We start from the raw sequence: 21,664 nt of genomic DNA, 5'->3' as shown, positions 1-21,664 counted from the left end.
GGTTCCTGTGAAGAGGGGAAAAGCCCATCATAGGAAGCCGGCGGCGAAAGAAAAATTGGGGTAGAGTTCCTGTTTGTGCGGACACAAATGTCCTCAATCAAACCATAGACCGGAGCAAGGGGATTGAAAAGCCTGGGTCGTTTCGTGCTGTTTGTGCAGGTGGCGGAGACGCGCAGCTTCGTCGGCGCCGGGCGCTTGCTGGGGATTTCCGCATCGGCCGTCGGCAAAAGCATCAGCCGGCTGGAGGACAAGCTCGGGGCCCGGCTGTTCCACCGCAGCACCCGCAGCGTCACCCTCACCGCCGAGGGCATGATGTTCCTGGAGCGGAGCAAGCGCATCTTGGCCGAAATCGAGGCGGCCGAGCAGGAGCTGGTCAGCGCGGCCGAGGCGCCGCGCGGCAAGCTGCGGGTGAGCCTGCCGCTGGTGTCGGCCCTGGTGCTGCCGGTGCTGGCCGACTTCATGCGCGAGTATCCAAACGTCGAGCTCGACCTCGATTTCACCGACCGCCAGGTCGACGTGATCGAGGAAGGCTTCGACGCCGTCGTGCGGGTCGGCGAACCGAAGGATTCGCGCCTGTCGGCGCGGACCCTGGGCGACTTCCGCCGCCTGCTGGTCGGATCGCCGGCCTATTTCGCCCGGCGCGGCGTGCCGCTGCGGCCGGCGGACCTGGCCTCGCATGCTTGCCTGCACTACCGCTATCCGAGTTCGGGAAAAATCGAGCAGTGGGCGCTGCGGCGCGCCGACGATGCGCCGGAGATCGCGCTGCCGACGGCGATGATCTGCAATAACATCGAAACCCGTCTGTGTTTCGCGCTGCAGGGACTGGGCATCGCCTATCTTCCCGACTTCGCCGTGCGCGAGCCTTTGGCCAGCGGCAAGCTCGTTAGCGTGCTCGACGAGTATGTCGACGCGGGCGGCACGTTCCGCATATTGTGGCCGGCCAGCCGCCACCCATTGCCCAAGCTGCGCGCCTTCATCGACTTTCTCGCGGCGCGCGTGTTCGCGCCGCATCGCCACGATTGAGCGGCCGGCCGGCGGCGCGGCTGGCCGCCGCTAGCGCGGCGTGGTCAGGGACTTGCGGTGCTTGTCTTCCGGCGCCGTGCCGTCCGGCGTGGTGTCGACCATGACCCGGTCGCGGCCGCCGTCCTTGGCCGCGTACAGGGCCGCGTCGGCGCGCTTGATGGCGTCGCCGATGTCGTCGTTCGGCGTGAGCTCGGCGACGCCGAACGACGCGGTGATGCCGGATCCGGTCGACCACGAGGCGTTTTTCAAGCCGGTGCGCAATTTCTCCGCCAGCACGCGCGCCTGTTCGGCGCTGGTGCCCGAGCAGATGATCAGGAACTCCTCGCCGCCCCACCGCACCAGCTTGTCGCTTGAGCGTATCCCCGCCGTGATTTCGGCGGAGAACTGGCGCAGCACGGCGTCGCCGACGTCGTGGCCGTGCTGGTCGTTGATGTGCTTGAAATGGTCGATGTCGGTGAACACCACCGACATCGGCGCGGCCAGGATGGCGGGCGTGCTCATCAGCGCGGCGCGCAGGCCCTGGCGGTTCAGCGCGCCGGTCAGCGGATCGGTGTTGACCTGTTCGACCAGCTCGCGCGCCTCCAGCTGCAAAGCCCGGTTGACCTCGCTCAACAGCGTCAACCGCTTGCTGCTGTGGCGCAGCTGGCGGCGCAGCTGCAGCGACGCCATCAGCGGCCAGCCGACCGCGCACAATATCCACGCGCCCATCAACAGCATGTACAGGCGGTCCTGGCCGATCCATTTTCCGTGGAAGCGCAGCGAGCGCAATTCGATGACGTGTTCGCCGGCCTCGCTGGCCGCGCCCGTCAGCAGCTCGACCCGCGTGACGTTGTCGATGCGCACGCCGGACTCCTTCAGCGGCACTTGCTTGTAGTCGAGCCACCAGGTGGCCGTGTGGAACACGTTCAGCGGAATGTCGGCGACGCCACGGTCGGGCACCAGGAACTCCAGTTCGTTGATCTTTTGCGACATCCAGTCGGCCAGGGTCGACACGCGCGGCTCGAAATTCATCAGCATCACGCGCAGCGCGTGGCGGCCCGGGCCGGTGTAGCGCACATCGACGCTGAGGGAGTCGAACTCCGACAGGTCCATGCCCTTGCCGGTCTGGCTGATGAGGAACATGTATTTGCAGTTGGACCAATCGATCTTGCGCGTCAGCCGGCAGCGCAGGCGCAACACGCCGTTCTCGCGCTCGAGCGTGGCGACGCTGTCGCCGCCGCTGATGCGGTCGTCCATGATTTGCAGCGCGGTGTTTTTTCTATCGGATATTTCGATGACCCGTTCCATGCCGTAGTGATGCCAGACGAGCAAGCCGACGGTGGCGGCCATCAGAAAGCCCGTCACATAGCGCATGAAGGGAGGGGTGTGGGCGTCGTTGCCACGCATCAGGCCGGCGCGTCCGTAAGCCGCGCGATGTCCGCCCGATAGACGATCGGGAACCGTTCCATGTTGCCTCCTCCGCACTGGTGGGAAAGCGCGCGGCGGAAATGGGGAATCCGCGCCGCGCCCAGACCGAGACCTTAGCAGAAGCGGCGCGGCGGCGACGCACCGCTGATGGCGGTCGCGGCGTCGCCGGTCCGGTGGTTCGACGTACGCCTACAGATCGACCTTCAGGCGCGTGACGATGCTGCGCTCGGCGCCGGGGATGACATACAGGTTGGCCCACGAGGCCGTGTAGTAGTTGCGGTTGAACAGGTTGTGCACGTCCAGCGAGAGCCGCACCTTCTTGCTGATCTGCCAGTAGCTCACCAGTTTGGCGGTGGTGTAGGCCGGCAGCGTATACGTGTCGGCGGTGTTGCCGGAGCGGTCGCCGACGTAGTTGACGCCGCCGCCGACGCCGTAGCGGCCGCCGTTGTCCAGGACGGCTTCGCGGATGGCCAGCAGGCCGGCGCTCACTTTCGGCACGTTCGTCAGGCGCGTGCCCGGAGCCAGCGTCCTGTCTTGTTCCACGCGGGCGTCGTCCCACGAGAAATTGCCGCTCACGCGCCAGTTGGCGTCGATCTGGCCGTAGACGTCGGCCTCGAAGCCGCTGCTCTTGATCTTGCCGGCCGCGACCGAATAGCCTGGCACGTCGCTGGCCGTCAGCACGTTGGTTTTCGCGATGTCGTAGACAGCGAAGTTGGCGCCCAGGCGCTGGTCCAGGGTCTGCAGCTTCCAGCCCGCTTCGTACGACGTCGAGCGCTGCGGGTCGAACGGATTGCCGTTGATGTCGGTGCCGCTGTTGCCGCGGAACGATTTGCCGGCCGAGACGTACAGCGAGCTCCACTCGTTCGGCAGGAAGGTCAGTCCGGCGCGCGGCGACACGGCGCTCTGCTGTTTCGACGTCGCCGTCCTGGCCACGCGGTTGTCGACGTCCTGGTTGACTTCGTCCCAGCGCAGGCCGCCGAGCAACTTCCATCGCGGCGACAGGCTGATCTGGTCTTGCGCGAACACCGCCTTGACGCGCTGGCGCTCGTCCGAGCTGGAGGTGCGGTTGGTCAGCGCCGACGCCGGCGCGCCGTAGACCGGGTTGTAGATGTCGATCGGGGTGTTGGCCGAGCGCAGGATTTCCGTGTTCATCCACAGGCGCGACGCCTCGGCGCCCACCAGCACCGTGTGGCCGATGCCGCCGGTGTCGAACTTGCCTTCGACCTCGGCCTGCACCGAGACGTCGCGCGACGGCAACTGGCGCCACGTCGCCTGGCGGTTGAGCGTGCGGTTGTCGGCCGCCAGCGAGGTCGCCTCGGTGTAGTTGCCGTCGAAGGTGCTTTCCTTGTAGCTGGCGCCGAAGCGCGCGCGCCAGTGGTCCGACAGCGTCCGGTCCAGGGTCAGCTGGTGGGTGTCGCTGGTCAGGGCCATGTTGCCGTCGGACGGTTCGTTGAGCACGCGGTCGCGCGGCAGGGTGCCGAGCGTGCCGCGCACGTTGATGATGCCCCGGTCGAGCGGGGTGTCGGCGCGCAGGAACTCGGCCTCGTAGTTCAACAGCGTTTGCGGATCGATGACCCAGGTCAGCGCCGGCGCCACCAGGGTGCGCTTGTTGTGCAGCAAAGTGGAGCGGCTGTCGCCCTCCTCCGTCATCAGGTTGAGGCGGTAGGCCACCGTGGCGCCGAGCGCGCCGGTGCTGTCGACGGTGGCGCGGCGCAGGCCCCGGCTGCCGAGGCTGACCTCGGCGACGTTGTGCGCGTTGAACTTGGGCTTCTTGGTGACGATGTTGATCGTGCCGCCCGGCTCGCTGCTGCCGTAGAGGGCCGACGCCGGTCCCTTGAGGAATTCGAAGCGCTCGACGGTGGCGGTGTCGCGCGGCGGGTTGTAGCCGCGCGAGCCGGGAAAGCCGTTGACCAGGAAGCCCATGTCGGTGCTGCTGAAGCCGCGGATGGCGAAGTTGTCCCAGGTGCCGCCGAAATCGTTGAGGCGGGAGATGCCGCTGACGAAGTCGACCGTGTCGGCCAGGCGCAGCGCGCCGAGGTCCTCGATCTGCTGCTGGCCCATCACCCGGACCGATTGCGGCACTTCGCGCAGCGGCGTGTCGGTGCGCGTGGCGCCGCTGCTGTGCTGCGGGTTGTACTGGCCGGTGGCGCGGTCGGCGACGACGTTCACTTGCGGCAGGGCCGCGTCGGTGGCGCCGTCGGTGTCATCGGTGGTGGCGTGGGCCAGGGGGGAGAACAGCAGGCTCAGCGCGACAACGCGCGCGGTCGGACGAAAAGACATGTAAATCCGTTGGAAATGAAATAGGTTTCACATTATAAATGATAATCAATCTCATTTGCATTGGGACACGGCTTGCCGGCCGAAATCTGGGGGCGGCCGGACCCGGATTCGCGATTTCTGCTATTTTGTGGGACGCACATTCGAAAGGCAGCACATGACCGATCTCTCCCATTTCCCCATCACGCAAAAATGGCCGGCCAAGCACGCCGACCGCATCCAGCTGTACTCGCTGCCCACGCCCAACGGCGTCAAGGTATCGATCCTGCTGGAGGAAACCGGCTTGCCGTACGAGCCCCACCTGGTGAGTTTCGAGACCAACGACCAGATGTCGCCGGCGTTCCTGTCGCTCAATCCGAACAACAAGATCCCGGCCATCGTCGACCCGAACGGCCCGGACGGCAAGCCGCTGGCGCTGTTCGAATCCGGCGCGATTCTGATTTACCTGGCGGAAAAGAGCGGGCAATTCCTGCCGGCCGACGCCGCCGGGCGTTATGAAACCATCCAGTGGCTGATGTTCCAGATGGGCGGCATCGGGCCGATGTTCGGCCAGCTGGGCTTTTTCCACAAGTTCGCCGGCAAGGACTACGAGGACAAGCGTCCGCGCGACCGTTATGTGGCCGAGTCCAAGCGCCTGCTGGGGGTGTTGAACGAGCGTCTGGCGACGCGCCGGTGGCTGGTCGGCGACGCGTACACGATCGCCGACATCGCCACCTTCCCGTGGGTGCGCAACCTGATCGGTTTCTATCAGGCCGGCGATCTGGTGGGCATCGCCGACTTCCCGCACGTGACGCGGGCGCTGGAGGCGTTCGTCGCGCGCCCGGCGGTGGCTAAGGGCCTGGAGATACCGAAGAAGGGATAATCAGGCCACCGTCCTCACCTTATCCACGGAGACACGTAGGGCGGATTAGCGCAGCGTAATCCGCCAGGAGCCGTCGGCGGCGCATGCATGGCGGATTACGGCTTCGCCTAATCCGCCCTACGTGTCTCCGAGGTCGTTCAGCGCCCCTGTCCTGGCTAATACTTCACGAACTTTGTTTCGTCCGGTCCGGCGCCGGCCATCTCGACCTGGCGCATCGGCACCGACTTGACGCCGCCGCGCGGCTGCAGCCGTGGCACGCCGCCCCTGGCGTTGCCGCCGGACGTGTGGCCGATCTTGAAGAAACTCATCGCCTGCTGCAGTTCCTCGGCCTGGCTGCTCATCTGCTCGGCCGTCGACGCCAGTTCCTCGGAGCCGGCGGCGTTCTGCTGCGTGGTCTGGCTCAGCTGCGCGACGGCGCTGTTGATCTGCGCCAGTCCCGACGACTGCTCCTCCGACGCGGCCGTGATCTCCTGCACCAGCTCGGACGTCTTCTTAATGTTCGGCACCATCGCCCCCAGCATCTGGCCGGCCTGCTCGGCCAGGCTGACGCTGCTGGTGGCGACCTCGCCGATTTCCTGCGCGGCGATCTGGCTGCGCTCGGCCAGCTTGCGCACCTCGGCCGCGACCACCGCGAAGCCCTTGCCGTGCTCGCCCGCGCGCGCCGCCTCGATGGCCGCGTTCAGCGCCAGCAGATTGGTCTGGTAGGCGATGTCGTCGATGATCAGCACCTTGGCGGCGATCTGTTTCATCGCCGACACCGTCGAGCGTACCGCCTCGCCACCCTCGGTGGCCTCGGCGGCGGCGCGGCTGGCCATGGCGTCGGTCACCTTGGCGTTGTCGGTGTTTTGCGCCACCGACGCCGTCATCTGCTCCACCGACGCCGAGGTTTCCTCGACGCCGGCGGCCTGCTCGCTGGCCGCCTGCGCCAGCGAATTGGCCGTCGCGCTGACCTCCTCGGAGGCCGCCGCCAGGCCTTCGGCGTTGGCGTTCACCTCCGACACCACCTGCGCCAGCTTGGCGACGGTGTTGTTGGCGTATTTTTTCAACTCGCCGAAGGCGCCCTCGTACGGCTTGTCGATGGTCTGCGTCAGGTCGCCCTCCGACATCGCGCCCATCACCCGCACCACGTCGTCGATGCTGGCGCCGGTGGTGGTGGCGAGCTGGTTCAAGCCCTCGCCCATCTCGCGCTGGAAGCCTTGCAGGCCGTTGAGGTCGACGCGCGCGCCGAAGTTGCCGCGGTTGGCCGCCTCGACCACCGTGCGCTGGCCGTCGATCACCTGCTTGAGCTTGGCCACCATCTCCTTGACGGTGAGCAGCATGCTGCCGCGATCGCCCGGCCTGGTGTGCACTTCGCCGCTAAGGTCGCCGTTGGAAATGCGGCGCATCAGCTCGGCCGCATAATTGGGCTCGCCGCCCAGGCTCTTGACCAGGCTGGCGGTGATCAGCCACGCCAGCGCCACCGCGATCAGCACGGCCGCCACCGACAGGGTGATGATCACCGTGCGCGTGGTTTCGTAGTTGGCATTGGCGGCGATGCGTTCCTGGTCCATCAGCTCGTTCTGGAACTTGACCAGGTTATCGAGCGTGCCGAGGTAGGCGCTGTTGATGACGACGAAATCCTCCTTCAGGAACTCGAGCGCTTTCTTGGGGTCGTTCTTGATCAGGCTGTACAGTTCGGTGTACGCCGGATTCAGCACGGCGCTCTTGTCGGTGATGTCCTTGAACAGCTGGCGGCCCTTGTCGGTGTTGATCAGCTTATCCAGCTTGCCCAGCGCTTCGGCCACCTTCGCCCGGTTCGCCTCGGCCGCCGCCTTGTATTTTTCGCGTTCGTCCTCGTTGGTGGTCAACAGCATGCTGCGCACCTGGCGGGCGTTGTCGAGCGTGCCCCTGGCCGCCTCGTTGGCCAGCACCACCTTGGGATAGCGGTCCTCCATGATGAGATCGGTGTCCTGGTTCATCGCCGCCATGCGCACCACGCTGACCGTCGACAGCACCAGCAACAACAGCACCACCGCGCCGAAGCCCAGTGCCAGCCGGGTCGCCACCTTCATGTTTGAAAACATAATTTCTCCTAAAGCGGATGCATCGCCGCTGCGCGCGCCGCGCCCGGGCGATAGTTCGTGGAAAAGCAAAAATTGAAAGCCGACGAGGCGACCCAGAGGCTAGCGATATACAAGCGGTGTTTCGGGTCGTGGTTCGGTGAGGCTTGAAGAGTGCAAGCTGCTGCGTGAGGTGCCCGTTGCGGGCGCGGGGAGAAATCCAACACCATCGTGACCACATTCCCTTTCGAAATGCTTAACTAACCAAGGTCTGATCTTGATCATGTCACGTTAGCGTTACGTGTGGCAAGTATTTTCAGGGATGGCGAGCCGGAGCGTTGCTTTCAGTCGGCACCGGGGGCGCCGCTGTGCGCATAAGCCCTTGTGGCATAAGGGCGTATGCGTCGCGCCGCGCGGCTTGCAACTTGCGAGCCGCGCGTTGCTGAAGCGCTCAAACACCGGCGGGGCCGATGCGCGTGGACTTGAACGCGCCGGCGCGCCAGCCCAGCAGCGCCAGGCCCAGCATCAGCAACATCCAGCTGCCCGGCTCCGGCACCGGCGCCAGCGCGCCGCCCTGGCCGACCAGATAGCTGAAGCCGTAGAGGCCGCTCTCCAGCGTGAAGGTGAGCAGCAGGTCGAGCGTGTTGGCGTTGATGACGCCCAGGTCGAGCGCGTGGCCGTTGAACACCGCGTCGGCCTGGGCCAGCGTGGTGAAGCTGCCCGAGTACAGCGATGTGCCGCCGTTGCTGACGGAAAAGCTGAAGCTGCTGTCGAAGCCGGGCGAAAAGAACGGCCGGACCAGTCCCAGCAGCAGGTGATTGCCTGCGCTGAACGGCAAGCTTAATTCGGCGCTGGCGGTCATGGGGAAGAAGGCGGCCGCCATGGTGCCGGCGGCCAGTGTGTCGGCGTTGGCGAACGCGGTCGACACCTCGGCGGACGAGGCGATCAACGGCGCCACCGAGGCCGCCGTGGGCAGCGCGCTGGCATACGAGAAGACCGCCGAACCGATGTCCTGCGGCTCCCACGGGCCGTAGGCCGCGCCGCCGACATTGGCGGCGGTGGTGGCCTCGGGTACGTACAGCATGGTCGGTTCCCTGTTGGCGGCGCGGGTGGTGACGGCCGCGCCGCGGCCGTAGTCGGTGTAGGTGCTGCGCGCCTCGACGAGGCTGCCCATGCCGATGGCCGACGCGTGGGCGCGCGCCTGGGAAGGCTGCCCTGGGATCGGCGGCGAGGCGTCGCCGGCGACGCGGGTCACGATCGCCTGCGCGCTCGCCACGGAGGCGTTCATGCCCCCGAAACGGCCGCTGCCGGAGGTGGCCACCGCGTCCGCGCTGGCGAAGTAGCTGGCGCTGGCCACCGCGCTGGCGCCGGCGCCTGAGCCGGCATTGAAGAAGGCGCCGCCGCTGGCCGCGTTGGCGCGGGCGATGGCGACGTAGTTCGAGCCGGCGATGGCCTGGGCGTTGCCGACGCCGCCGGTGCCGGCGCCGTATTGGCCCGTGGCGTTGGCCACGCTGGTCACCCTGCCGCCGCCATAGACGGTGGACACGGCGTCGGCCGAGCCGCCGTCGGGGGGAAACGCGCCATTGCCGCCCTGGCCCGCGGTGGCCGTGCTGGTGCCGGTGATCTGGGCGCCCCAGCCGGCCGGCGAGGCGTTGAGCCACAACTGGCTGTTGGCCGAGCCGCCGCCGCCGGGCGCGCCCCATTCGCTCCCGCCATTGAACGGGCTGCCCACGCTGGCGCCGCCCTGGCCGCCGATGGCGGTGCCGGCGACGTCGACCCACGACGCGCTGCCCGACGACAGCGAGATCGTCGACGCGGCGTTGCCGCCGTTGCCGGCCACACCGAAGACGGTGGCGCCGCCGGTGCCGCCGGTGGCAGTCTGCGACAGGTTCAGCGTGTTGCCGGCATAGGCGGCGGTGTGGTTGACGGCGGCCGCGCCGCCGTTGCCGCCGTTGGCGTGCGGCGCCAGCGTGAAGTCGAGGTCGGCGTCGCCGCCGCGGCCGCCGGTGGCGGTGGTCAGCATGGTCAGGTCGGGCACGCCGGAACCCGGAAGGCTCAGCCCGTTGGTGGCGCTGGCCGCGCCGCCGGCCCCCGCCTGCGCGTTTTCAGAGGTGGCCGCGCCGCCGGCGCCGCCGGTGGCGGTGGACCACAGTTGCAACGGCGCGCTGCCGACGCTGACGGCGCTCGCGTTGCTGGTGGCGGCGCCGCCGTTGCCGCTGGCGACGCCGGCGCTGCCAATGCCGCCCTGGCCCCCGGTGGCGGTCGCCGCCACCTGCGCAGGCGTGTTGGCGGCGGTGAGCAGGGCCGCCCTGGCGGTGGCGTCGCCGCCGTTGCCGCCGGTAGCGCCCAGGCCGGTTGCCGGCCCGCCGGCGCCCGGCTGGCCGGCGTTGCCGCCCAGGCCACCGGTGCCGGCGACCGTCACCGAGGCCGGGCCGGTCAGCAGCGTGGCGGTCAGCGAGGCGAAGGTGAGGGCGCCGTCGCCGCCGGCGCCGGCGTTGCCGCCCACGACACTGGCGTTGCCGGGCGCGCCGTTGCCGCCGTCGCCGCCCTTGCCGCCGGTGACGGCCATCGTGTTGGCAAGGTCGGAACTGAACTCGACCTGGAATGCGGAGGGCGCCGTCATGCCGTTGCCGCCGGCCGCGCCCGGCGCGGCGCCCGTCAGGCCGCTGCTGCCCGGCGGCCCCTGGTAGATCACGTCGATGGCGGCCGCGTTGCCGGCCCATGCCGCGCACAGCAGCGGTATCAGGCGTAGCCCGGTGCGCAGGCGGCTGGAGCGGGAATGGGGGGTTGTGCGGCTGCCTTGTACGCTGACCATGGAGTCCTCCGTGAATGAACGGAAGGCCGCGTTGGAGCGCGGTCGCGCTGTCCCGGCCACCCGTGAATTGGCAGTTTAATCAGCGTTCTCAAAATTGCTAGACTTTTTTATATTCTTTTGGGCGGAACTGTTGCGAACTTGCGAAAGTGTAGCCAGCAGGCACCAAGTGGGTTTCAGCAGAGTAAGGGCCTGGCCTACACCTCGCTCCACTGGCGCAACAGATTGTGGTAGTGCCCGGTCAGGCCGACCAGTTCGGCGCAGTCGCCGAGGCGCGCGCGCAGGCTCTGGATGTTCTGGTCCAGCTCGAGCAGCATGCCGCGCCGCATGTCGTCGCGCACCATGCTTTGGGTCCAGAAAAACGAGCACACGCGGGCGCCGCGCGTGACCGGCTCGACCCGGTGGATGCTGGTCGACGGGTACAGGATCAGGTCGCCCGCAGGCAGCTTGACCTCGTGCTCGCCATAGGCGTCGGTGACGATCAGTTCGCCGCCATCGTAGTCGTCCGGATCGCTCAGGAACAGCGTCGACGAGACGTCGGTGCGCACCCACTCGCCGCTGCCGGGCACGCGGCGCATCGAACCGTCCACGTGCGCGCCGTAGTGCTCGCCGCCGGCGTAGCTGTTGAACAGCGGCGGAATGGTGCGCAGCGGCAGCGCGGCCGAGAAGAACAGCGGGCAGTCGGCCAGCGCCGCCAGCACGGTCCGGCCCAGCTCGAGCGCCAGCGGCGAGGTTTCCGGCAGTTGCCGGTTCTGCTTGACCTGGGCGCCCTGGGCGCCGACGGTGGCGCGGCCGTCGATCCAGTCCGATCCGTCCAGGCGGGCGCGCATGGCGGCCACCTGTTCGCGGCTCAACACGCCCGGGATGTGCAGCATCATGATGAAACTCCTCACAACAGTTGGTCCGAAAAACAAAAGCCCCGCCGGTGAGGGCGGGGCAAGCAACACGGCTGAAGGGCCCTTTTGCTTAAAGCTTACAACGCCAAGTTACCACGTTCGCTTAGAACTTGATGTTGGCCGTCAGGCTGGCCGAACGCGGCGTGCCGGGCGTGTAACGATAGCCCGACTTGTTGATCGCCGCGGCGTACTCCTTGTCGGTCAGGTTGTACACGTTCAGGCGCACATCGATGTTCTTGTTGATCGGATAAGACGCCATGGCGTCGGCCACCCAGTACGAATCGATGTAGGCCGGGGTGCCGACGGCGCCGTCGGTGCCGCGCAGCAGCTTGTCGGAGAAGCGCACGCCGCCGCCGATTTGCAGGCCCATCGGCAGGGTGTACGAAGTCCACGACGTGAACGCCTGCTTAGGCGTGTAGGCCAGTTGCTGCTCGCCGTTGGCCAGCACCGAGCGGCCCTTTTCGACCTTGGTCGACATGCGGGTGTAGCCGGCGCTGACGATCCAGCCGCGGGTGATCTCGCCGGTCACGCCCAGCTCGATGCCCTGGACGCGCTTCTTGCCGTTCTGGTAGTAGACGGCCGGGTTGGTCGGGTCGACTTCGATCTCGTTCTTGACGTCGGTGCGGTACAGCGCGGCCGACAGCGACAGCTTCTGCTTGAGCAGGTCCCATTTGCCGCCCAGCTCGTAGTTGGTGGTTTCCTGCGGATCGTAGTTGACGTTGCCGGCGTTGTTGGCGGCCGCGCTCAAGGTGAAGTTGGTGCCGCCCGGCGGCGATTTCGACGTCGCCACCAGACCGTAGACGCTGCTCTCAGGGGTGAGTTTGTACAGCGCCGACAGCTTGCCGTTGACCAGATTGTCGCTCTTCTTGAGCGAGGTCGGGATGCGGGTGCCGACCGGCAGCGGCTGCACCGCCGGCGGGGTCACCGCCGCCTGCAGCGCCACGGCGTTGTAGTCGGTGGTGTAGTGGTCGACGCGCACGCCGCCGTTCAGGATCCACTTGTCGCCGATCTTGATGGTGTCGAACACGTAGGCGCTCTGGGTGTCGGTGCTACCCACGCTTTGCGCGCCGTTGCGGGCGTAGGTCAGGTTGAACGACGTCGCCGGGTTCGGGTAGTAGATGCTGGTGATCGGCAGGCCGGTGCCGCCGGTCGCCGCCCAGGTGTAGTTGGTTTGCTTCTCGGTGGTGATCTCGATCCCGCCGACCAGCGTGTGCTTGAGCGCGCCGGTGGCGAATTCGCCGGTGGCGGTGGTCTGGTTGGTGAAGATCTTGTTGGTCTGGTCCTTGAACGTCGTGTTGGTGCGGCGCATCTGCCAGGTGGCCGGGTCGGCGCTCGGCAGCACCAGGTTGGCGGCGGTGGCCATGAACGAGGTCAGCAGGTAATCCTGCTCGGTCTTGCCGAAGCGGGTGGTGTTCTGCAGCTTGATGCCGTTGGCGAAGTCGTGCTCGAGGCGCACGGTGGCCATGTCGGCGGTGACGTCGTCGTGGTCGTAGTTGGAACCGTAGAAGTTGCGCGGATCGACGCGTGGCGCGCTGTTGAGCGGCGCCAGGCGGGCGCGCTCGGCGGCGATGACGGCCGGGGTGCCGGTGGTCGGCACCGGCGCGGTGTAGCCGGGCAGGCCGATGGTCAGCACGCCGCCGTCGGGGATGTTGTTCTGCTTGACGTGCAGGTAGTTCAGGTAGACGCGGGTCGGACCGTTCAGGCCGAACGCGACCGACGGCGCCACGGCCCAGCGCTTGTTCTCGACGACGTCGCGCGCGGCGTTGCCGGAATCCTGGCCCAGCACGTTGACGCGGAACGCGGTGCCGCTGTCGGCGTCGATCACCTGGTTGAGGTCGGCGGTGGCGCGTTTTTGCTTGCCGCTGCCGACGGTGACGGACCCGAGGTAGGCGTTTTCCTGCAGCGGCTGTTTGCTGACCAGGTTGATCGAACCGGTCGGCGAGCTGCGGCCGTTGTCGGTGCCGGCCGGGCCCTTGAGCACGTCGATCTGTTCGATGTTGAAGGTGTCGCGCGAGATCGAGCCGACGTCGCGCACGCCGTCGACGTAGATGCTGCCGGAGGCGTCGAAGCCGCGCATGAAGATGGCGTCGCCGGTGTTGGTGTTGCCGTTCTCGCCCAGGAAGAAGGCGCCGACGCCGGGGGTATTGCGCAGCGCTTCGGTCAGGGTGACGGCGCCTTGCTGTTCGATTAATTCTTTTTTGATGACGGTGATGGTCTGGGCGGTGTCGACCAGCTTCTCGGTGTACTTGACGGACGCGGCCCTGTCGGCCTTGATACCCTCGGCGGTGCCCTGCACTTTGACTTCGGCCAGCGTTTGCTGGGCGCCGGCGACCACGACCGGCTCGGCGGCGGCGTCGGCCGCGTGGGCGGCGACCGGCAGCAGCATCACGGCCAGCGCCGCGCTCATGTGTTGGTTGAAGCGCGATTGCGCGTGTTTGCGACTCTTGATCATTGCCATTCTTTCATCCAAATCTACGGGGAGGCCGGCGGTGCGAGGTGTTGCGGAAGTGTTGCCAACATGTGTCTGGTTGCCGGGGAATCTTTACTAATTTGTGAGAGTGTAACAATAAAATGCGTTATCGTAAATGCGAATTGTTATCAATACTATTCACATGATGGCAAAAGGCAACGAAATGGGTGGGGCGAAAGGCATGATCGGTGCGGGTTGCGCGGCGCGCGGTTGACGCATGCCACGGGGGGACATGCGGTTGTTGCACGCCGCAGGGACACTGGTTGGGTCGCGGGGACACGCGGTTCGTGCATATCGTGGAAATACGTAGGGCGGATTAGGCGGGACGCCGTAATCCGCCACTCGATGAGCGGTCGAGACGCATGCATGGCGGATTACGCTGCGCTAATCCGCCCTACGTGGTTCAGAGGGAAGCGTGGTTTGTTTTAGAAAAGAAGTTGGGTTCGTGTCATGGGGCTTGGCGCTCCAGCCAGGCGCGCGCTTCGGCCAGGGTTTGTTCGAGCTCGGCGCGGACGGCGTCGAAGCGTTGCGCCAGCTCCCCTTCGCGCTCTTCGCTGATGGCCGTCTCGGCGTCGATGGTGGCCTGGATCAGGCGCCGGGCGCCGAGCACGCCGACCGCGCCGCGCAGGCCGTGGAACAGCCGGGCGGCGTCGCGCGGGCGCCCTTCGCGCAGCGCCTGGTCGGCCTGCTCGACCGGCTCCATGCCGCTGTCGATGGCGCCGCGCACCATCTTGACCATCACCGCGCGGCCCTTGGCGTCGCGCCCCATCACGCGCATCAGGCTGTCGACGTTGAAGGCGCTGGCCTCGCCGGCCGGCGCCGGCGAGCTGACCAGCTTGACCGGCGCGTGGGCGGGCGATGGGGCGCCGGCCCGGACCGGCGCTGGCGCCGGCGCGCTGGCTTCGGCAGGCGCGGCGGGCATGGGCGCTGCCACGGGCGCCGGGGCGGCGGCGGGCGTCGGGGCCGGCTTCGCGGTCTTCCTCGGCAAATGCTTTTGCAGCACGGCCAGCATCTCCTCGACCTCGATCGGCTTGGGAATGAAATCGGTGATGCCGGCCTCGAGGCTGCGCTCGCGCTCCGATTCGAGCACGCCGGCCGTCATCGCGATGATGGGCAGGGTCAGCTTCAACTCCTGGCGCAGCAGGCGGGTGGCGGTGAAGCCGTCCATCACCGGCATCTGCATGTCCATCAGCACCAGGTCGTAGAGGCCGGGGTGCTCGCTCATGCGGTCGACCGCCTGCTGGCCGTTGTCGACGACATCGAGCGTGGCGCCGCCCAGCTCGAGGATGCCGCGCGCCACCGCCTGGTTGAGCAGGTTGTCCTCCACCAGCAGGAAATGCATGCCGCCCAGGCTGCCGTCGATGCCCTGGTCTGCCGCCGCCTGCACGCTGGCGTCGGCCTTGGTCACCAGCGCCTGGTGCAGCGCGTCGAACAGGTTGGAGCTGGTGATCGGCTTGACCAGCACCACGTCGGCCTCGGGCGCGTTGGAGATCTCCTCCATGCGGTCGCGGGCGAAGGCGTTGACCATCACCACGATCGGTTGCTTTTTGTCGGGCGCGGCCGCGCGGATGCCCTTGGCCGTGGCCAGCCCGTCCATGCCGGGCATGTGCCAGTCGGCCAGCACCACGTCGTAGGCCCGCTCCGTCTCCAGGCCGAGCCGGAAGCGCTCGAGCGCGGCCGCGCCGGAGTCGACCTCGTCGGCCTGCCAGCCCCAGGCCCGGATCAGCTTGGCGATCAGTTCGCGGCTGGTGCGGCTGTCGTCGGCCACCAGCAGGCGCAGCTCGCCCAGCGCCGGCTTGCGGCGCTCCTCGGGCCGCTCCGGCAACACGTCGAAGGGCAGGCTGAAGAAGAAGCTCGAGCCCTGCCCCGGCGTGCTGTGGACGGCGATCTGGCCGCCCATCAATTCGATCAGCCGCTTGGTGATGGCCAGGCCCAGGCCGGTGCCGCCGAAGCGCCGCGTGATGCTCTGGTCGCCCTGCGAGAAGGCGTTGAACAACTGCGCCAGCTGGTGCTCGGTCATGCCGATGCCGGTGTCGCGCACCTCGAAGCGCAGCAGCGCGCCGTGCTCGTCGCGCGCGTCCAGCTCGACGCCGACCACCACCTCGCCCTGCTCGGTGAACTTGATGGCGTTGCCGGCCAGGTTGACCAGGATTTGCTGCAGCCGCATCGAATCGCCGCGCAGCCGCTTGGGCACCGACGGTTCGACGCTGATGGCCAGCTCCAGTTCCTTGTCGCCGGCGTTCATCGTCATCATCGTCGCCAGCGAGTTCATGGTGTCGTCCAGGCTGAACTCGACCGGCGACAGCTCCATGTGGCGCGCCTCGATTTTCGAGAAGTCGAGCACGTCGTTGAGGATGCCCAGCAGCGACTGTCCGGACACCTTGACCATGTTCAGGTACTTGCGCTGCTGGGTGGTCAAGGTGGTGTTGCCCAGCAGGTAGGCCATGCCCAGCACCGCGTTCATCGGCGTGCGGATCTCGTGGCTCATGTTGGCCACGAACTCGCTCTTGGCGCGGTTGGCCGCCTCGGCGCGGTCGCGCTCCTTCTCCAGCTCCTGGGCGCGCGCCTCGACCTCGAGCTGCAGGCGGCGCCGCTCGGTGATGTCGGAGATGACGGCCAGCACCTTGGTGCCCTGGTCGGTGCGCACCGCGCTCAGGTTGATTTCGACCGGGAACTCGCTGCCGTCGCGGCGCAGGCCGAACAGCGTGGTGGCGCCGCCCATGCGCACCGGCTCGGCGCTGAGGCGGTCGGCGAAGAACTTGACGCGGTGCGCGGCGTGCTGTGCGCGCAGCGCCGCCGGCACCAGGGTCTCGAGCGGCTGGCCGAGGATGTCGTCGCGGGCGTAGCCGAAGCGCCGCTCGGCCTCGCGGTTGAAGGTTTCGATGCGGCCGTCGACGCCGACCACGACGATCGCGTTGGGGGCGAACTCGACCAGGCTTTGCAGGCGCGCGTCGGCCGCCAGCCGGTCGCGCATCAGGTTGTTGAAGGCGGCCGTCAGCTGGCCGACCTCGTCGTCGGCGCGCACCGGCAGCGGCGCGAAGTGGGTGGCGTCGCCGCGCATGGCGACGATGGCGTCGCGCAGCTTGATGAGCGGCGCCAGCAGCCGCAAGGTGAGCCAGCCGATCAGCAGCGCCGCCAGGATCGACGCCACCATGCTCCACACCAGCACGCGCGAGAGCACGCCGTCGAAGGGCTCGAAGGCCTCCTCCGCCGGCAGCGAGGCGGCCAGTATCCAGTCGACCGACTTGAGCGCCTTGTAGCTGTTGAGGGCGCGCTCGCCGTCGCCGTTGATGCTGTCGACGGTGCCCTCGAAGCCGTCGCGCAGCGCGCGCGTGGTGGCGGGGTTGGCGCCGGGCTGGCGCGGCTGCAGCAGGCGGCTGGCGTCCGGATGCAGCACGTAGACCGGATGGTCGCCGCGCGTGAGGGCGAAGAAGTAGCCGCTGTGGCCGATCTTGGCGGTGCGCAGGTGGCCCAGCACGTTGTCCTTGTACAGGCGCAGCACGCCGATGAGCACGCACACCACCTCGCCGTTGGCGTTGAGTACCGGCGCCACCATTTGCACGATCGGTTGCTTGTTGGACTTGCCGATCACCGGTTCGGCGATCAGCGGTTTGCGCGTGCGCATCACGGTGCGGAAGTAGGCGCGGTCGGAGGCGTCGATGCCGACCCGGCCGGGCTGGGCCGGGATGTCGGCGACCACCATGCCCTGCGGGCTGAGCACCAGCAGATCGTCGAACAGCGCCAGCACGGCGCGGTCCTGGTAGTAGGCGCGCAGCCGCTCGGTGGAGCCGGCCAGCTCGATCGGCTGATGGTGCGCCGACAAGGCGATGATGTCGAGCAGCATGCTCAGCTTGTCGTCGAGTTCCTCGGCGGTGCGGCCGATCAGCGCCGTTTGCTGGGTGAAAAGTACCTTGGTGAAATCCGCCTTCATGCGTTGCATCTGAACCACGGTCACCAGCGCGATCATCAGGATCGACGTGATGCTGGTCGCCAGCGCAACTTTAGCCTTGATGCCAAGTGGCTTCATTTCATCCTTGTCGGGCGGGTCGGACATGAGTTGGAGAACCACAGGCGGAGTTTATCGCGCCGCGCTTGGGAATTCTCCTATCAATGCCCGACCTTGGCAACAGTATTAACGCCGTGCGGCGGCGATGATCACGTCGGCGACTTTTTGCGGCTGCGACAGCATCGGCACGTGGCTCGCTTTCAGCGTGATAGTGGTGGCGTTGATTTTCTTCGCGAACGCTTGCTGCAAGGCCGGATCGATCATGCGGTCTTCCGAGGCGGCGATGTAGTAGTTCGCCTTGTTTCTCCAGGCCGCCACGGTGGTCTTGTCGGCGAAGGCCTTGGCGGCGATCGGGCCCTGGGTGGCGGCGATCAGCGCGGCGGTGGCCGGCGGCACGTCCTGGGCGAAGTTGGTGGCGACCGATTCGGCGGGCAGCCACAGGAAACCGCTGGCGTCGGCTTGCAAGGTGGGGACGCCCGGCGGCACGGCGTAGCCCTTGCCCAGTTCGCCGCTGGCCTGGCCTTCCGACGGTGCGAACGCGGCCACGTAGACCAGCGCCTTGACCTTGTCGCTGGTGCCCGCCTCGGTGATCACGGTGCCGCCCCACGAGTGGCCGACCAGCACCACTTTACCGGTTTGCGCGTCGATCACGCGCTGGGCGGCGGCGACGTCGTCCGCCAGCGAGGTCAGCGGGTTTTGCACGGCCACCACCTTCAAGCCCTTGGCTTGCAGCAGAGGGATGACTTTCTCCCAGCTGGAACCGTCGGCGAAGGCGCCGTGCACCAGCACCACGGTGGTGTCGGCGGCCGGCGTGGCGGCTTGGGCGGTCAGGACGGTGGCGGCCAGCAGGGCGGAGGCGATGATCGAGCGTTTCATGGTGATTCCTTTCGAGGTTGGTTGTTTGCGATTAAATAGTGTGCTACTTGCTTGAGTTGAACTATAGCGAACAATCGAATAGTGCGCAAGTTAAATTTGCGCGAATGTCGAAATATTTTGCGGGGAAGGCGCCGCCGGCGAAAAGTCGCTTGCAGCCAGCAAGTTCGCTGACGGGGCGAATACCTGATCGGCGCGCTGCGACATCGCCCACAACGGCGACTAATGGTCTACACTGGCGGCATGATAAGAGACCTTCCCTCACTGGTGCTGCCCGGCGCCACCATCGACATCCTCAAGGCAAGTTGCGCCAACTGCAGCATGCACCAGCTGTGTCTGCCGATGGGCTTGGGCAACGAAGACATGGACCGGCTCGACGAGATCATCGGCCGCCGCCGCAAGGTCGCGCGGGGCGCCACCTTGTTCCGCATCGGCGATCCGTTCGTGAACCTGTACGCGATCCGGCTCGGGCATTTCAAGACCTACCAAGTCAACCGCGAGGGCGCCGAGCAGATCACCGGTTTCCAGATGGCGGGCGAGCTGCTGGGCATGGACGCCATCAGCACCGACCTGCACCATTGCACCGCCGTCGCGCTGGAAGACAGCGAGGTGTGCGAGATTCCTTTCGGCAGCCTGCAACAGCTGCTGGCCGACATGCCGACCCTGCTGCGGCACTTCCACCGTATGATGAGCCAGGAGATCACGCGCGAGCAAAGCGTCATGCTCCTGCTGGGCAATATGCAGGCCACGCAGCGCTTCGCCGCCTTCCTGGTCAACCTGTCGTCGCGCTACGAGGCGCGCGGCTACTCGCCCAACACCTTCCAGCTGCGCATGTCTCGCGAAGAGATCGGCAACTACCTCGGCCTGACGATCGAAAGCATCAGCCGCCTGCTGTCGAAGTTCAAGAAGGAAGGCCTGCTGCGCGTGAGCAACCGCGAAATCGAACTGCTCGATCCGCCCATGCTCAAGGCCATCACGGCCGGCACCCAGACCTGCCATTAGCGGCGGAATGACCACGTGGATCCACGATTGCGGTCGGTTCCCCGGCCAAAATCAGCATCCAACCACGGGGTTATTCGGCACGCAGGGTGACGCTGCGCTGCGCCGGCCAGCTCCAGGCGCCGGCCAGGCGCCAGTCGCGTTTTTCGCCTTCCACCAGCACCACCCAGCGGCTGCGCTCGAGCATCGGCAGATTGATCTGGAAGGCGCCGAATTCATCCGGCCGCACCACCAGCTGGATATCCTTGGCCGGCAACGTGGCATGCGACAGGCGCACGAACAATCGTTCCGTCTTGCCGTGGTCGTCGCTATCGCGGCGCAGCTGGCCGGCCAGGATGCCTTGCGTGGCGTCGTAACCGATCGACAGCGACAACCCCAGCGCGCTGGCCACGCGGTCGCGCCGCAAGTCCTGGTTGATGGCCTTGCCCTGCTTGTAGTAGTCGCCCACCACCAGCGCGTCCTGCCGCGTGAAGGCGAGGTAGCCGGTGTAGACGCCGGCGACGATGACGATCGCCGGTCCGGCCATCAGCAGCCACGGCCAGCGCTGCCTCCACCACGGCGTCACCGTGGCATGCGATATCGATACGGTCATGGCGTTCTCCTTAGCGCGGTACGATGAATACCGCGTCCTCCTTCACATGCAGCGACGGGTCGTCGACCGACGTCAGCTCGACGGCGATCTTGTTCGAGCCCGGATGGGCGGCGCCGTGCGCCGTGCGCAGCCGGATCGGATGCGCCTTGGTTTCGGTGGCCTCGACCCGCACCAGCTCCGGCGTCACCTGCGACAAGGTGGCGATACCGCTGACACGGATGCGGTAGGTCTGCGCCCGCTCGGAGGTGTTCATGATCTGCAGCCGGTAGACGTTTTCGATCATGCCGTCCTCGACCTCGCGGCCCATGGCGCCACGGTCGCGGATCACGTCCAGCTTGAGCGGCACCCGCAGGTACAGCGCGGTGCCGACGGCGGCCACGATCAACGCCAGGATGGCGGCGTAGATCTGCACGCGCGGACGCAGCGTGCGCCGGCGGATCTGCGTCGGCGTGTAGTGCATGGTCATGGCGCGCTCGGTGCTGTAGCGGATCAGGCCGCGCGGCAGGCCGATCTTGTCCATGACGCCGTTGCAGGCGTCGACGCAGGCGGCGCAGCCTATGCATTCGTATTGCAGGCCGTTGCGGATGTCGATGCCGGTCGGACACACCTGCACGCACATCGAGCAGTCGATGCAGTCGCCGCCCTTGCCGGCCGCTTTCTTCGACAGCGGCATGCGCGGCTCGCCCCGCTCGCCCGAATAGGTGATGATCAGCGTGTCGCGGTCGAACATCGAGCTCTGGAAGCGGGCGTACGGGCACATGTACTTGCACACCTGCTCGCGCATCCAGCCGGCGTTGCCGTAGGTGGCGAAGCTGTAGAACACCACCCAGAACCATTCCCACGGGCCGAAGTTCAACGTCAGCACCTCTTCGGCCAGCAATTTGATCGGCGTGAAATAGCCGACGAAGGTGAAGCCGGTCCACAGCGCCACCGCGCCCCAGGCCAGGTGCTTGGCGCTCTTTTTCGCGAATTTGGCGGCCGACGGCGGCTGGCGGTCGAGCGCCATGCGCGCGCTGCGCTTGCCTTCGATCTTGCGCTCTATCCACAGGAAGATTTCGGTGTACACCGTTTGCGGACAGGCGAAGCCGCACCAGACGCGCCCCGCCACCGCCGTCGCCAGGAACAGCAGATAGGCGCAGATGATCAGCAGCGCGGCCAGGTAGATGAAATCCTGCGGCCACAACACCAGGCCGAAGATGTAGAACTTGCGCGCGCCCAGGTCGAACAACAGGGCCTGGCGGCCGTTCCATTGCAGCCACGGCGTGCAATAGAACGCCAGTTGCGTCAGCCAGACGAACAGCCAGCGCAGCCGGGCATAGCGGCCCGAGGCCTCGCGCGGGTAGATCTCCTCCCGCGCGGCGTACATGTGGACGACTTGTGATTCGGGTGCGCTCATAGTGTTCGACGC

At 67.0% G+C, this 21,664-nt stretch carries 13 protein-coding genes; 3 read left to right on the top strand and 10 right to left on the bottom strand.

Features of this window, described 5'->3' with window-relative positions; all coding sequences use genetic code 11:
* Positions 1 to 123: 123 nt before the first annotated feature.
* Positions 124 to 1,023, top strand: coding sequence for a LysR family transcriptional regulator (locus MRBLMU1_RS25260; protein WP_363507490.1), 900 nt, complete (start codon positions 124 to 126; stop codon positions 1,021 to 1,023).
* 30 nt (positions 1,024 to 1,053) lie between these two features.
* Here the strand turns inward: MRBLMU1_RS25260 and MRBLMU1_RS25255 are convergent, their stop codons facing one another.
* Together MRBLMU1_RS25255 and MRBLMU1_RS25250 are read right to left on the bottom strand one after the other, a co-directional pair.
* Positions 1,054 to 2,409 (bottom strand): GGDEF domain-containing protein, encoded by a 1,356-nt coding sequence (locus MRBLMU1_RS25255; protein WP_363507487.1) that lies wholly within the window; start codon positions 2,407 to 2,409, stop codon positions 1,054 to 1,056.
* Positions 2,410 to 2,619: 210 nt separating this feature from the next.
* The gene (locus MRBLMU1_RS25250; protein WP_363507484.1) at positions 2,620 to 4,710 is read right to left on the bottom strand and encodes a TonB-dependent siderophore receptor; all 2,091 of its coding nucleotides are present in this window, start codon (positions 4,708 to 4,710) and stop codon (positions 2,620 to 2,622) included.
* Between the two features lie 154 nt (positions 4,711 to 4,864).
* Between MRBLMU1_RS25250 and MRBLMU1_RS25245 the strand changes: the two genes are divergently transcribed.
* Positions 4,865 to 5,569 (top strand): glutathione S-transferase N-terminal domain-containing protein, encoded by a 705-nt coding sequence (locus MRBLMU1_RS25245; protein WP_363507481.1) that lies wholly within the window; start codon positions 4,865 to 4,867, stop codon positions 5,567 to 5,569.
* Between the two features lie 155 nt (positions 5,570 to 5,724).
* Here MRBLMU1_RS25245 and MRBLMU1_RS25240 read toward each other — a convergent pair whose 3' ends face one another.
* The 6 genes from MRBLMU1_RS25240 to MRBLMU1_RS25215 form a co-directional block, all read right to left on the bottom strand.
* Positions 5,725 to 7,632, bottom strand: a complete 1,908-nt coding sequence (locus tag MRBLMU1_RS25240; RefSeq protein WP_363507478.1) for a HAMP domain-containing methyl-accepting chemotaxis protein — start codon at positions 7,630 to 7,632, stop codon at positions 5,725 to 5,727.
* A gap of 427 nt (positions 7,633 to 8,059) precedes the next feature.
* A complete protein-coding gene (locus MRBLMU1_RS25235) occupies positions 8,060 to 10,423 on the bottom strand; it encodes a PEP-CTERM sorting domain-containing protein (protein ID WP_363507475.1) in 2,364 nt (787 codons plus the stop codon).
* Between the two features lie 194 nt (positions 10,424 to 10,617).
* Positions 10,618 to 11,298 carry a Fe2+-dependent dioxygenase gene (locus tag MRBLMU1_RS25230; RefSeq protein WP_363507472.1) on the bottom strand — a complete coding sequence of 227 codons (681 nt, stop codon included), beginning with the start codon at positions 11,296 to 11,298 and terminating at the stop codon, positions 10,618 to 10,620.
* 121 nt (positions 11,299 to 11,419) lie between these two features.
* Positions 11,420 to 13,774, bottom strand: coding sequence for a catecholate siderophore receptor Fiu (locus MRBLMU1_RS25225; protein ID WP_363507469.1), 2,355 nt, complete (start codon positions 13,772 to 13,774; stop codon positions 11,420 to 11,422).
* Positions 13,775 to 14,234: 460 nt separating this feature from the next.
* On the bottom strand, positions 14,235 to 17,813 hold the full coding sequence (locus MRBLMU1_RS25220; RefSeq protein WP_363507466.1) for a response regulator: 3,579 nt from the start codon (positions 17,811 to 17,813) through the stop codon (positions 14,235 to 14,237).
* A 105-nt stretch (positions 17,814 to 17,918) separates the two neighbouring features.
* On the bottom strand, positions 17,919 to 18,668 hold the full coding sequence (locus MRBLMU1_RS25215) for an alpha/beta fold hydrolase (protein ID WP_363507463.1): 750 nt from the start codon (positions 18,666 to 18,668) through the stop codon (positions 17,919 to 17,921).
* Positions 18,669 to 18,908: 240 nt separating this feature from the next.
* Here MRBLMU1_RS25215 and fnr point away from each other — a divergent pair, with 240 nt between their 5' ends.
* Positions 18,909 to 19,667: a fumarate/nitrate reduction transcriptional regulator Fnr gene (fnr, locus tag MRBLMU1_RS25210; RefSeq protein WP_363507460.1), complete on the top strand. Its 759-nt coding sequence runs from the start codon at positions 18,909 to 18,911 to the stop codon at positions 19,665 to 19,667.
* 70 nt (positions 19,668 to 19,737) lie between these two features.
* On the opposite strand, the gene MRBLMU1_RS25205 is transcribed toward fnr, so the two are convergent.
* Together MRBLMU1_RS25205 and ccoG are read right to left on the bottom strand one after the other, a co-directional pair.
* Positions 19,738 to 20,256 carry a FixH family protein gene (locus MRBLMU1_RS25205; protein WP_363507457.1) on the bottom strand — a complete coding sequence of 173 codons (519 nt, stop codon included), beginning with the start codon at positions 20,254 to 20,256 and terminating at the stop codon, positions 19,738 to 19,740.
* A gap of 10 nt (positions 20,257 to 20,266) precedes the next feature.
* Positions 20,267 to 21,652: a cytochrome c oxidase accessory protein CcoG gene (gene ccoG, locus MRBLMU1_RS25200; RefSeq protein WP_363507454.1), complete on the bottom strand. Its 1,386-nt coding sequence runs from the start codon at positions 21,650 to 21,652 to the stop codon at positions 20,267 to 20,269.
* Positions 21,653 to 21,664 lie beyond the last annotated feature (12 nt).

This window comes from Burkholderia sp. LMU1-1-1.1 (assembly GCF_040675865.1).
Lineage (GTDB): Bacteria > Pseudomonadota > Gammaproteobacteria > Burkholderiales > Burkholderiaceae_D > Rugamonas.
This window is presented reverse-complemented; position numbering and strand designations above follow the sequence as displayed.